Source organism: Brevibacillus laterosporus DSM 25, from assembly GCF_002706795.1.
GTDB lineage: Bacteria > Bacillota > Bacilli > Brevibacillales > Brevibacillaceae > Brevibacillus_B > Brevibacillus_B laterosporus.
In genome coordinates this window covers 2213671-2226630 of record NZ_CP017705.1, presented here as the reverse complement: position 1 = coordinate 2226630, position 12960 = coordinate 2213671, and the positions used below count along the sequence as shown (strand labels likewise).

The 12960-nt window shown below is 41.2% G+C and carries 11 protein-coding genes; 1 reads left to right on the top strand and 10 read right to left on the bottom strand.

Annotated elements, in window-relative coordinates:
• Positions 1 to 305: 305 nt before the first annotated feature.
• From BrL25_RS10550 to glmU, 7 genes are all read right to left on the bottom strand, one after another.
• Positions 306 to 1409, bottom strand: a complete 1104-nt coding sequence (locus BrL25_RS10550; protein WP_018672319.1) for a peptidylprolyl isomerase — start codon at positions 1407 to 1409, stop codon at positions 306 to 308.
• Positions 1410 to 1451: 42 nt separating this feature from the next.
• The gene (gene mfd / locus BrL25_RS10545; RefSeq protein ID WP_018672320.1) at positions 1452 to 5018 is read right to left on the bottom strand and encodes a transcription-repair coupling factor; all 3567 of its coding nucleotides are present in this window, start codon (positions 5016 to 5018) and stop codon (positions 1452 to 1454) included.
• Between the two features lie 225 nt (positions 5019 to 5243).
• On the bottom strand, positions 5244 to 5474 hold the full coding sequence (locus BrL25_RS10540; RefSeq protein ID WP_018672321.1) for an anti-sigma-F factor Fin family protein: 231 nt from the start codon (positions 5472 to 5474) through the stop codon (positions 5244 to 5246).
• A gap of 76 nt (positions 5475 to 5550) precedes the next feature.
• Positions 5551 to 6123, bottom strand: a complete 573-nt coding sequence (pth, locus tag BrL25_RS10535) for an aminoacyl-tRNA hydrolase (protein ID WP_018672322.1) — start codon at positions 6121 to 6123, stop codon at positions 5551 to 5553.
• Between the two features lie 150 nt (positions 6124 to 6273).
• Positions 6274 to 6897, bottom strand: coding sequence for a 50S ribosomal protein L25 (locus BrL25_RS10530; protein ID WP_018672323.1), 624 nt, complete (start codon positions 6895 to 6897; stop codon positions 6274 to 6276).
• Between the two features lie 83 nt (positions 6898 to 6980).
• Positions 6981 to 7931 (bottom strand): ribose-phosphate diphosphokinase, encoded by a 951-nt coding sequence (locus tag BrL25_RS10525; protein ID WP_018672324.1) that lies wholly within the window; start codon positions 7929 to 7931, stop codon positions 6981 to 6983.
• 24 nt (positions 7932 to 7955) lie between these two features.
• Complete coding sequence (gene glmU / locus BrL25_RS10520; RefSeq protein ID WP_018672325.1) at positions 7956 to 9335, bottom strand: bifunctional UDP-N-acetylglucosamine diphosphorylase/glucosamine-1-phosphate N-acetyltransferase GlmU; 1380 nt, start codon at positions 9333 to 9335, stop codon at positions 7956 to 7958.
• 158 nt (positions 9336 to 9493) lie between these two features.
• On the opposite strand from glmU, the gene BrL25_RS10515 reads away from it, so the two are divergent.
• Positions 9494 to 10510 carry a CobW family GTP-binding protein gene (locus BrL25_RS10515; protein ID WP_018672326.1) on the top strand — a complete coding sequence of 339 codons (1017 nt, stop codon included), beginning with the start codon at positions 9494 to 9496 and terminating at the stop codon, positions 10508 to 10510.
• 145 nt (positions 10511 to 10655) lie between these two features.
• On the opposite strand, the gene spoVG is transcribed toward BrL25_RS10515, so the two are convergent.
• The 3 genes from spoVG to ispE form a co-directional block, all read right to left on the bottom strand.
• Entirely contained in the window at positions 10656 to 10943 is a 288-nt protein-coding gene (spoVG, locus tag BrL25_RS10510) for a septation regulator SpoVG (protein WP_003343428.1), read from the bottom strand.
• 176 nt (positions 10944 to 11119) lie between these two features.
• Complete coding sequence (gene purR / locus BrL25_RS10505) at positions 11120 to 11950, bottom strand: pur operon repressor (protein WP_018672327.1); 831 nt, start codon at positions 11948 to 11950, stop codon at positions 11120 to 11122.
• Positions 11951 to 12012: 62 nt separating this feature from the next.
• Positions 12013 to 12891 (bottom strand): 4-(cytidine 5'-diphospho)-2-C-methyl-D-erythritol kinase, encoded by an 879-nt coding sequence (gene ispE / locus BrL25_RS10500; protein ID WP_018672328.1) that lies wholly within the window; start codon positions 12889 to 12891, stop codon positions 12013 to 12015.
• Positions 12892 to 12960 lie beyond the last annotated feature (69 nt).

Below are 12960 nucleotides of genomic sequence, written 5' to 3'. Positions count from 1 at the left end.
GAGGATTTACTCCTATGATTTCCTATCTTCTCGCTTTTTACTAATATCTTGTATTTGTATTTGTTACCAATAAGCCTTGCTTTGTACTCTCCCCCGGGCGGTAGCGAGTGATAATAGTATTTGCCTTGGCAAGAAGAATATGCGATCAAAACAAAATTAAACCAGCCTTTTTTATTTCAAGGTAACCCTTTGATGAATTTCACTTGCACCGACATTTACACAATAAAAAAAAGCTCCTCCTGCAATCGACCACAAACTGTAAACACAGTTCGTTTGATTACAAAAGGAGCCACTCTTTATCTATGCTATTTTGTTTCAGGAGCAGGGGTTGGAGCTGGAGTAGCTGGTGCTTTTACCTCTGGAAGAGATTTTTTCGTAATAATCGCGTCCAGATCCTTGGTAACATATTGCTCAAACTTCTTCTCCAAAACTTGCTGCTTCAACTGATCTTTTACTTCATCAAATGTTTTTACTTTACGATCTTCTACTTTAACAATGTGATAGCCATATTCAGTCTTTACTGCTGGTTCACTGAGCACTCCAATCTTTTGAGTTAGAGCTGCCTTCTTAAATTCTGGCACCCAGTTGTTTACGTCAGCATTTGCATACAATCCACCGTTTGCTTTACTACCTTCGTCCTCAGACACTTGTTTTGCAAGAGTAGCAAAGTCCTCCCCTTTTTTCAAACGGGCAAGATAATCTTTTGCCAACTTGTCTGCTTCCTCTGGCTTACGGTTCTCGAATTTAACCAAAATATGACGTACAGAAGCTGTTGTATACGCAGATTTATCTGCTGTATCATATTCTTTCTTCAAATCTGCATCTTTTACTTCACTTTCCATAACCTTCACAGAAGCATTAATACTTGCTAGCTGTTTAACAATCGCTTCCTTTGTGATGTTATGATTCTTCATCAATTGATTAAATTTATCCTCGCTACCAAGAACTTGAATATACTGGCCTTTTAGCGATTCAAAAGATTTATCCGCTTCTGTAGCTGCTGTTTTCTTAATCGCCTCGTCAGCCTTTTCCGCTTTTAGCTTAGTAGCTAGGTATTGACGAGCATAGTTATCTATCATCTCTTGTGTGGAAACTCCAATGGCATAGGCTTGCGGAGGATTCATGAAGCCAAGTGCACGCAAGAAGTCCTCAAACTCCTGACCTGTTAGCTTCCCACCCTGATATTCAAAAATAGAAGCATTCGGATCAACTGTAAAAGGCAATTTAACTGGCGGGAATTGTGCCAGGGTATCTTCCGTATCAGCCGGTTGTTCCGCCCCCGGTTTAGCTGGTTGGGCTGTTTCAGCCTTATTAGTCGTTCCGCAGCCACTCAGAATCGCTAGCGTTAATGCCGTGGTGGAAAGTAGGGCCAACACACGTTTACCCTTCGTAAATGTTGTTTTTTTCATGAAACAAAACTCCCTTCTCGGCACCTTTAGCACCTTGTGGATTTAGTGTAATGAGGGATCAGGACTCTTACTCTTTTCAATCAGATGGAAGTCGTTAATTAAGTCTATTACCATCTTGACCCCAGCCTCAATCTTTAACCCCTTAACTTTAACAGTTACGATGATCTGTTGTCCACCTGGGGTCGTTGAAAGCCCAATACGTCGATCATATTTACTAGACAAGCCAAATAAAGCTCCACCATCAATGTTAGAGGTTTGCTGTTCTGCCAAAATGATTTTAATAACATCAGGATCTTTCTGACTAATCTCAACAATATGATGTACCATCGCTTGAATACGTAAACGTGAAATCATCAGCAAGTTGTCCACTGGATATGGGATATTACCAAAACGGTCGATCAACTCATCAGCAAGATCATCCAGCTCCTCGATTGTTGAGGTTGCTACAAATTTTTTGTACATCTCGATCTTCTGACGACTATCAGTAATGTAATCAGAAGGTAGGTACGCATCAACTTGTAAATTGATTTCGACTGGTGGAACAGGGGCAATCTCTTCTGTCCTTACTTCACCACGTAAATCATCAATCGCTTCCTTAAGCATTTGTGTATACAAATCAAATCCGACAGTATTAATGAAGCCATGTTGCTCTGCTCCCAATAAATTACCTGCCCCACGAATAGATAAATCTCGCATGGCAATTTTAAAACCAGATCCAAGCTCAGTGAATTCTTTAATAGCCTGTAACCGTTTCTCAGCTACCTCTGTCAATACCTTGTCACGTTGGTATGTGAAGTAAGCATAGGCAATTCGATTAGAACGACCTACGCGCCCACGTAGCTGATACAGCTGAGACAGTCCCATTCTGTCTGCATTATAGATGATTAACGTATTAACGTTTGGGATATCGACACCAGTTTCAATGATCGTTGTACTTACCAGCACATCATAATTCCCGTCTAAGAAATCGAGAATAATTCTTTCTAGCTCACTTTCATTCATTTGTCCATGAGCAACCGCTACCCTAGCATCAGGAACTAGAGCAGAAATATGCTCAGCCATTTGTTCAATACCTTGTACCTGATTGTAAAGGAAGAATACCTGTCCTTCACGGGCCAGTTCTCGTTCAATCGCTTCTCGAACCAGAGCTGGACTATAATCTAATACATAGGTTTGTACAGGAAAGCGATTTTCTGGCGGTGTCTCAATGACAGATAAATCACGTACTCCTAGCATGGACATATGAAGCGTACGCGGAATAGGAGTAGCTGTAAGCGTTAGTACATCTACATTGGTTTTTAATTGCTTCAATTTTTCTTTATGGCTTACACCAAAGCGCTGCTCCTCATCGACAATCAATAACCCTAGGTCGCGGAATAAAATATCCTTCGACAGCAATCGATGCGTACCGATCACCACATCTACCGTTCCTTCTTTTAGACCCTTCATTGTTGCATTTTGTTCCTTTCGAGAACGAAAACGGCTCAAAACCTCCACTCTGATCGGAAAATCAGAGAAACGCTCTTTAAAAGTTTCAAAATGCTGTTGAGCTAGAATTGTGGTCGGTACAAGTAGAGCTACCTGTTTTCCGTCCATAACCGATTTAAAAGCGGCACGTATCGCTACTTCTGTCTTTCCATACCCTACATCCCCGCAAACCAATCGATCCATAGGGCGCTTGCTTTCCATGTCAGCTTTCACTTCTGTGATAGCACGCAATTGATCCACAGTCTCCTGATACGGGAACATAGCCTCAAATTCTCTTTGCTCCAAGCTGTCCTTGTTAAAGCTATAGCCTACAGCTTGTTCTCGTTGCGCATACAGCTTGATTAGATCCTCGGCGATATCTTTTACCGATGTTTCTACCTTGCTCTTAACACGTTTCCATTCATTCCCACCTAAATTATAAATTTTAGGCTGAGCTTCTTCACTGCCCACATACTTTTGTACATGATCGATTTGATCAATTGGTACAAACAAACTATCTCCGCCTGCGTACTGTACATGTAAATAATCCTTATGAATACCTAGGATTTCCTTTGTTTCAATTCCTAGATATTTACCAATCCCATGATTAATATGTACAACAAAGTCACCAGGCTTTAATTCCATGTAGTTCTTGATGCGCTCGGCATTGCTCATGTTTTGATTTACTTTGCGAGCTTTGCGCTGTTTTGCTGTAAAGACTTCCCCTTCCGTAACAACAACCATTTTGCTTAATGGCATCTCAAAACCGCTTTGAATATTTCCAATAATAATAGTAGGTCGGCCTGGAGGAATTGTTCGTACCTCTTCTAGCAGCAAATCAGCTTCCATCTCATAATCATCTAATACTCGTTCCAAACGCTTGGCACGCTCCGCATCGGCAGCAGCAAAGATGATTTGATGTTGACCCTTTATCCATCGTTGTAGCTCGCTTTTTAATACGTTCATTTGCCCATGAAAATTTTGCATCGTACGACAGTTCATGTTGACGATATTTTGTGGATGCGTTTTTGGGGTTTGACGTAAAAATAGCGACAAATAAACAATCTGTCTCTTCTGCTCATGAATTAGCTCATCATACGACCGCGACAGAATAAGATTTGACATAAAATCGCCTTGCTCAATACGACCAGTGACCCACTCTGATTCGTCCTTTTGCAGTTGAACCGCAGTATCAATAACACGGGACGGTTCATCAATAATCAATAACGTATCAGAAGGTAGATAATCCAGGATGGTTTCCATCTCAGGATATAGGACGGATAAATAACTGTATAAATTTGCTGGTCGGCTACCTTGGCGCATGATTTCAATATCGCGTCCTATTTGCTCCATCAATCTTTCTTTTACAACTTCATCCTTAGTGTTACCTAATGTTTCACCTAGTTTTTTCTCTAAGTGAGTAGCACTCTCAACTAATTTTGATGAAAAAACGATCGTCTCTTTTACCGGGCCAATCACATATTGTTCCAAATGTTCTTGAGAACGCTGAGTACCCATATCAAATGTTCGTATAGAATCAATCTCTTCATCAAAGAGTTCAATTCGAATCGGCCAGTCCGAATCAATAGGAAATAAGTCAACGATTCCACCACGAATACTTAATTCACCTTTACGCTCAACCATCTCAACGCGTTCATAGCCTAATTCGACCATTCTCTCTAAAAAGTCATGTAAATCTAGTGTTCCTCCACGACTGACAGTCATTTGAGCCTCTTTCCATACTTCGTGAGGCACAGTTAAGCGGCGAATGCCTGCAAAAGGAACAACCAAAATACCCGTGAAGCCATTCGCTAAACGGTTAAATACTTGAATACGTTGTGCTAATGTCTCTGGACTCGCAATTGCCATCTCTGACCCAATCAGCTCATTACCCGGATAAAGCATGACTTCTTCTGGGGAAAGGAGTTCTGCTACGTCCTCATACACTTTTTGCGCTTGAAACATATTATGCGTCACAACACACAAGGGGCGCTTACTCTCTTGATAAACAGCTGCCATAAAAATATGACGCGCGGAACCAGATAATCCGGCCATCAACTGTTCGTGTAAACCTTGTGACAAACCAGCAAGAATGGTTCCGAAATTGGAATCTTCTTTTATACGATTAATGATGACTTGCATCCCTAATCTCCTCTCCAACCTTACTCTCCTATTACTACATAGGTTACAGCACTAAAACTGCGGCGCAGATCAACCTTCCCACATCGCAGTTTGTACAAAAAAGTTATTTATTTATTCAATCGATAAAAATCCACAGGTAGCCTTAGCTACCCAAAAAGCTAAGACTACCTAAATTTGCATGCCTTGTCATTTTGAAAAGGTAAAAATTCACAAGAAAAATAGTTGCTACTGTAGTGGATTACCTACAACGGACAGATCAGGATTTTGATCAAGGGCTTCTTTACAATAATCACAAACAACGCGAACAACTGTATTCCCTATCTCATCCTTGGATATTATATGTTGGCGCTCTTGTTGGGTCAAGAATTGAAAGCCTAGCTGCCATTCGGATACATCCGATTGCTGAATTTCTCCCACTTTCATTCCACAACAACGACATACATAGCGGTAACTCATATGATTACCCCCTAAGTGAAAATATAGTACTTTCTTCCACTTAGTATGGGCATCTTATAGCTATTCGATACTGTACCTACCCACGTGTTGGATTATAGTGGTTCATAACTGTCAGGAAGCTATCACCCTTGATCCAATCCTCACTGGCTTTTGCTGCTGATTGAATTGCATCCTGGATATGCGGCCAATCACTTTTTGGAAATGAGTGTAACACATAGTCACTCACACTTTTGCCTGGCTCAGGACGATCAATACCAATTTTGATGCGGCTAAAATCTTGGGTACCTAAATGTGCAATAATAGATTTAATTCCGTTATGTCCTCCTGCACTACCCTTTTCCCGCAGTCTCAGCTTGCCTACCGGTAAGTCAAGATCATCATAGATGACAACTATATCCTGTGCCGTCAGTTTATAAAAAGAAACGATTTGTCCTACCGTTTCTCCAGATAGGTTCATGTAGGTTTGTGGTTTTACTAGTAAAACCTTTTCTCCTTGTACATTTCCCTCTCCTATAATGCCACGAAATTTCATCGTGGTTAACGGAATTTGTAATTCTTTACTTAATGTATCTATTGCAAGAAACCCTACATTATGTCTGGTATCCTCATATTGTTTACCAGGGTTCCCTAACCCAATGATGACTTTCAATGAAATTACCTCCAAAGCAAAATAACCTACTTATTTCTATTGTACATGAATGTAAGCCTTTTAAAAAGAAAGGGAAGTCGACTTCTTCCGTCAAAAACCGGCATGCCCATACATAGAAAGAGCCTCCCAAATGGATTGGGAGGTCACTGGTTATACTTTTTCCGCTTCGGCTACAGGAGCTTTTGCTTGTTCTGCAACTTCCATAGCGCTTTGCTGAGCTTCAATTGATTCATCCGATTTTGCTTTTGGTGGGAGTACGCTAATTACTACTTCCAGCTCATCAAGATGCACTTCTACGTTTGGAGGTATTTGCAAATCTTTAACAAGTACAACATCTCCTATATGTAGTCCATCTGTATCTACAGATAGTGTTGCTGGAATATCTGTAGGTAAACAAGAAATCTCTACACTATGACGTACCAATGTAGCAACTCCTAATTCAGGATCTCCCGTCATAGTAATAGGCACAGACGTATGAATTTTTTCTTTCATGTCAATCTGTTTAAAGTCAGCATGCAAAATTCTACCTTGAACCGGATGTCTCTGAAGCTCATACACCATCACATCATATTCTTTTCCATCTACTTGTAACGTAAAGGGAACGTTGGTGTTTTGCTCACGTAAGGCTTGATCCAGCTCAAGCGCAAGTATCTTTACTTCCTTATTCCCTACATCTGTTCCGTATAACATAGCAGGAACCCAGCCCGCGCGACGAATCGCTTTAGCTGTAGTTCTATCTTGAGCTGTACGTACCTCTGCTTTAATTGCTACCATAAAAAAACCTCCTCTGACCAAGTAGATCTAAGACAGTTCTAGCTTGTCCAGAGGAGGTTGTGTTTATCAACTATACTGTAATTTTAATCGAACAATTTACTAATTGACAATTCTTCGTGAACACGGATAATCGCTTCTCCAATCAATGGAGCCACAGACAATACCTTCACCTTATCAATTAATTTGTCTGAATCTAAAGGAATCGTGTTTGTGACAATCAATTCCTTAATCATGGAATTTTGGATACGCTCTATAGCAGGACCAGAGAGTACAGGATGTGTGCAGCAAGCATACACTTCACGAGCACCTGCATCTACCAATGCATTAGCAGCTAAAGTAATCGTTCCGGCTGTGTCAATGATATCGTCAATGATGATAGCTGTTTTACCTTCAATGTTACCAACAATATTCATAACCTCAGCTACGTTTGGTTCAGGACGGCGTTTATCAATGATGGCAATTGGGGCTTCTAATCGTTCAGCCAGTTTACGAGCACGTGTAACTCCTCCGTGATCTGGTGATACAACAACAACGTCTGAGAGATTTTTCTCTTGGAAATATTTAGCCAAGATTGGGACTCCCAACAGATGATCTACAGGGATATCAAAGAAACCTTGAATTTGCGTTGCGTGTAAGTCCATTGTAATCACACGCTGCGCCCCTGCTGTTTCGATAAGATTTGCCACTAATTTCGCTGTGATTGGATCACGAGAACGCGCTTTGCGATCTTGTCTTGCATATCCATAATACGGAATCACAACGTTAATGCTTTTGGCAGAAGCACGTTTTAGAGCGTCGACCATAACCAGTAACTCCATCAAGTGTTCGTTAACTGGTGCGCAAGTAGGTTGGATAATGAATACGTCTGATCCACGCACACTCTCATTTAGCTTGATTTGGCACTCACCGTCGCTGAATCTTGCTGTCTCCATGTTGCCCACGTTTAAGCCGATATGTTCAGCAATCTCCTGAGCCAATTTAGGATTGGCACTGCAAGTGAAAACCTTCAGCTTCGGGTCACGATAATTAGCCATCTTGTTAAAAGCCTCCCGTTATTCTTATTCGCTTTGTTTACGTGGTAGTTTTACCGCGTAGTCCAGTTTATTGGTTTGGCGTTCACGCGCAATGGCAAACGCTCCATCTGGTACATCTTGATTAATGGTCGAACCGGCAGCAACGTAAGCATCATGACCTACCGTCACAGGTGCAACTAAGTTTGAGTTGCATCCGATGAAGGATCGATCGCCTACTATCGTCTTATGCTTCTTCGCTCCATCATAATTCACGGAGATTGTTCCGCATCCAACATTAACACCTTGACCAATCTCTGCATCTCCTAGATAGCTGAGATGAGGAACTTTACTTCCTGCACCAATTTTAGCATTTTTCAGCTCCACAAAATCTCCAATTTTTACCCGAGAGCCAATATGTGTCTGAGGTCGTACATACGCAAACGGACCAATTGTAGCCTGTTCATCCACTTGGCTGTCCACTAGTACGGAATAAGAGATACTTACACTATCCGCCACTTGCATATTGGTTAGTTCAGTCTGTGGGCCAATTTTGCAGTCTGTGCCAATAACCGTTTTTCCTCGCAAATAGGAATTCGGTTCAATTATTGTATCGGCTCCAATCACTACATCTGCTTCAATATAGGTAGAAGCTGGATCAATGATAGTAACACCGTTCTTCATGTGTTCAATAGCAATGCGTTTACGCATATAAGCTTCTGCCTCAGAAAGCTGAACGCGATCGTTAACCCCCATAGTCTCATCGGGGTCTTGGGCAGCATAAGCCGATACTTTCTCGCCCGCTTCTCGTAGAATACCCACACAATCGGTGATATAGTATTCACTCTGAGCATTATCATTTTTCACTTTGGATAATGTTTCCCAAAGCTTACGATTATCAAAGCAATAAATACCTGTGTTAATTTCTGCAATGTTACGTTCCTCGTCCGTCGCATCCTTATGCTCAACGATCCGTAACACTTCATTTCTTTCATTTCGAACAATACGACCATATCCAGTTGGATCGGCCATTAAAGCGGTTAAAACGGTAGCAGCAGCGTTCTGCTCTTCATGATAAGCCAATAGCTTGGCAAGTGTTTCCTTTGAGAGCAATGGCACGTCCCCATATAAAAGCAGGGTCGTTCCTTCTTGGTCCTTTAAGAAATCCTTGGCTTGCAAAGCTGCATGAGCTGTTCCCAATTGTTCTGCTTGCATGGCGTATTGAACACGGTCTTGTAGCGTATCACGAACTTTATCAGCTCCGTGTCCTACTACTACAACCACATCGTTTACTTGCATGGAAGCCAAAGTATCCACAACATGCTGAACCATTGGCTTGCCGCATACAGGATGCAGTACTTTATACAATTTGGATTTCATACGTGTTCCCTGACCAGCAGCAAGAATTACCGCATGTATAATAGACATGTTAACCCTCCAACATACTGAAGTTCCATCATGACTATATCTTAAAATAGGTGTTCATTTCAAGACATGATGAAACTTTTCCTATTTGATAACTCTCCATAAAACAACTACTATTTAAGTAACATACTCTATTTTATTCAAAATACAAGGAGGATGAAATGAGTACAGATGTATATATATTGACAGGTTATCTGGGTAGCGGAAAGACGACTCTGCTACAACAACTGCTAGCCTATCTGCGTGATCAGAGCAGTAATGTTGTTGTCATGATGAACGAAATGGGAGAAGAAGATGTAGATGGGGAGCAAGTCGAGGGATTTGGTTTTCCAGTAAAAAAAATGCTAAATGGTTGCATCTGTTGCTCCATTCGCGGAGAGCTGACAGAAAATCTCAAGGAAATCATGCAAAATATAAAACCAGAGCACCTCATCATTGAAACAACAGGTGTAGCCGATCCCATTGAAGTAGTTGATGCCATGACGCATCCCGAGCTTTATGACAAAATGAATTTAAAAGGAATTATCAGTGTCATAGATGCTTCGAGGTATCTAGAGCTGACTTCTTTTTTTCAAGCCGGTGGAGCTTTAATTAAAACGATTCGGAATCAGGTTAAATATGCTGACCTATTAATCATAAACAAAGTTGACTTAGTGGAAGAAGATATATTAACAAAAGTAAAAGCAAAGCTTCAGGAGGCAAACGCCCATGCTCCTATACATGTGACGATACGTACAGAAATGGATTTGGAGAAGCTGCTACAAGTAAAACGGCTTGCTCAAAGTAGGGAAATGTCAAATGTATCCCCCTCTATTCCTGTTCAAAAAACGATTGGCCGATTTTCTCCATTAGATAAATTAAAACAAACATTAGGATTTAAACCAAACCAGCCTTCCCTTTTTCATTCTATTGATACATTTTCATACCATTTCAGGGGTCCAGTTGACGCTGAAGCCTTTGAAGACTTTCTGTACGATCTTCCCAAAACAATCTACCGCGCCAAAGGATACGTGCAATTTATTGGACAAGATGACCTAATTTCTTTCCAGCAAACTCAAACACAGGTACACTTATTTCCTTTTACCAATTTCGGGCCAAAAATGGTGGCCGTCTTCATTGGAGAGGGGTTTGATAAAGACAATATTATAGAAGCCCTAGAAAAATGTTACCGCACTTAATAAATGAACCAGTTATGCCGAAAAAAATAAAAAAGCACCTAAAAACAGGTGCCCTTTTATTTCATTTTTCATTAATTTCAGAATTAGGACGTTTGTAAAATGCCTAGGCATTCACCGATACAGGGCGAATGCCAGCTCTTTTTCATCATGCTCCCGCTTCAATCTGCGCTTCTTCTTCAACTCCGACACGCTCATATTCAGATAGAACTGCTGCCTGAATTTTTTCGCGAGTTGTTGAAGAAATTGGGTGGGCAATATCTCGGAATTCACCATCAGGAGTGCGTTTGCTAGGCATAGCCACAAACATTCCGTTGTTCCCATCAATTACGCGGATATCATGAACCACAAACTCGTGGTCGATGGTAATTGAGGCAATCGCTTTCATTCTGCCGTCCGTATTAACACGGCGAAGTCTTACATCAGTTACTTCCATCATGTTCACTCCCTTTATCTATGTCGGATAGCGTATATTTTCAACGTGATGGTTAAATATTCCTGCTTTTTTTCCGAAAAATTGTAAAAAATATTTTTATCTGTCTTTTCTTTATTTTGATATAGAAAAGGGTCCCATTCATAGCTAAGCTATAAGGACCCATTACATCTAGTGTATTATTCTTCTTTATTGGAAAAATAACTACCTAGTTCAATCATTATTTGTTTTTCTTTGACATCTACTTCTTGTAGCTTAGCAAGTGAAATATAATCTTCAATTAAGCGATCCTCATCATCTGCTGTTTCTACAAACACGCCACAACCCACAACCGTAGCCTTGAACTCCTGCAACAGGTCCATCATACCTTGAATGGTTCCACCTGCTTTCATGAAATCATCCACAATTAGGACACGAGACTGTTCTGGGAGTGCACGTCTGGCAAGAGACATCGTCTGAATGCGTTTACTGGAACCAGATACGTAATTAATACTTACTACTGAGCCCTCTGTTACCATATTGTTTCTTCTTACCACCACCACAGGGACATTCAAAAAGCTTGCGGTCGCATAAGCAAGCGGAATACCCTTTGCTTCTACCGTCATTACTACGTCTACATCACTTTGACGAAAAGCCGAGGCAAGTAACTTTCCAATATGATTTAAGGTTTTAGGATCGCCAAGAATATCAGACATATACAAATATCCGCCTGGCAATAAACGCTCAGGTTTAGCCAATTCCATAATCAATGTTTCCATAAACGCTGCGGCATGTTCATGAGTGGTTCGTGGGATGTATTTAACTCCTCCAGCCGCACCTGCTAACGTACGTAGGTCACCGATTCCCTGAGACTCAAATGCTTCTTTGATAATGGACAAGTCTTCACTGATAGAGGACTTGGCCGAACCATATTCTTCTGAGAAATATGTCAGGGGAATCAATGTGTGTGGATGAGCTAACAGATGTTGTGTCATGTCCACTAACCTCGCGCTTCTGCGCAATTTTCTCATCAATTCTTCCTCCAAACAAAAAGCCGTATATTATTACCATAATGTAACATTAATGTACGTGTTTAATCAAGTATTTCCATCTCTGCTTCGCCTAACATTCGGACTGCATACACATCTTTGACAAATCCTCGCAATGCATTATAGATCCGATGCACCTTAGCTTCTTTTTGTACCAAAGCAAATACCGTGGGTCCACTTCCTGACATCAGTACACCATCTGCCCCTGATTCTAGCATAAGCTCTTTAATTTGACGGACTTGAGGATAACGAGTAAGTGTAACCTCTTCCAAGACATTACCCAACGATCTTGCCATTAAAGAAAAATCTTGCTCGCCTATAGCTTGTAGCATCTTTTCTGTCTTTGGATGCTTCTTAATCTGATCGACCCGCAAGTTTCCATACACATCTGCTGTGGAAACACCGATCGGCGGCTTGGCCAATATCACCCAGCAGGGGGTCGGACTGATCATGTGTCTGAGTTTTTCTCCTCGGCCTTTAGCCAGGGCTGTCCCTCCGTACACACAGAAAGGTACGTCAGAACCGATCTCTTCCCCAATCAAAGCCAATTCATCCAGACTTAGCCTCAAATTCCACAAACGATTCAAGCCTCTTAGCGTTGCAGCTGCATCGCTGCTTCCTCCTGCTAAACCTGCTGCAACAGGAATTTGTTTGTCTATATAGATATGGACACCTTTATTGACCGAATAACGCTCTTGTAATAGCTTGGCTGCCTTATATGCATGATTTCGCATATCATTTGGAACAAAGCTTGCGGAACAATCGATTAGGATATCTCTTGACTCCAACAATGTCAGGTCAACGCGATCGGCCAAGTCAACCGTAGTCATAACCATCTCAACTTCATGATAACCATCTGGTCGCTTGGAGAGTACGTCCAATGTAAGATTTATTTTTGCGGGAGCTTTGATTGAAACTCGCACCGTGTTCACCTCAGCTTATCCTAATCTCTTCTTCTGATTTTATCACAGGCAGAAATAAGCTTGCCACTT

What these genes read in the sequence shown, in the direction of transcription:
- BrL25_RS10550 (WP_018672319.1), bottom strand. Translation starts at nt 1,409, where the DNA reads ATGAAAAAAACAACATTTACGAAGGGTAAACGTGTGTTGGCCCTACTT.
- mfd (WP_018672320.1), bottom strand. Translation starts at nt 5,018, where the DNA reads ATGCAAGTCATCATTAATCGTATAAAAGAAGATTCCAATTTCGGAACC.
- BrL25_RS10540 (WP_018672321.1), bottom strand. Translation starts at nt 5,474, where the DNA reads ATGAGTTACCGCTATGTATGTCGTTGTTGTGGAATGAAAGTGGGAGAA.
- BrL25_RS10530 (WP_018672323.1), bottom strand. Translation starts at nt 6,897, where the DNA reads ATGGTAGCAATTAAAGCAGAGGTACGTACAGCTCAAGATAGAACTACA.
- BrL25_RS10525 (WP_018672324.1), bottom strand. Translation starts at nt 7,931, where the DNA reads ATGGCTAATTATCGTGACCCGAAGCTGAAGGTTTTCACTTGCAGTGCC.
- glmU (WP_018672325.1), bottom strand. Translation starts at nt 9,335, where the DNA reads ATGTCTATTATACATGCGGTAATTCTTGCTGCTGGTCAGGGAACACGT.
- BrL25_RS10515 (WP_018672326.1), top strand. Translation starts at nt 9,494, where the DNA reads ATGAGTACAGATGTATATATATTGACAGGTTATCTGGGTAGCGGAAAG.
- spoVG (WP_003343428.1), bottom strand. Translation starts at nt 10,943, where the DNA reads ATGGAAGTAACTGATGTAAGACTTCGCCGTGTTAATACGGACGGCAGA.
- purR (WP_018672327.1), bottom strand. Translation starts at nt 11,950, where the DNA reads ATGAGAAAATTGCGCAGAAGCGCGAGGTTAGTGGACATGACACAACAT.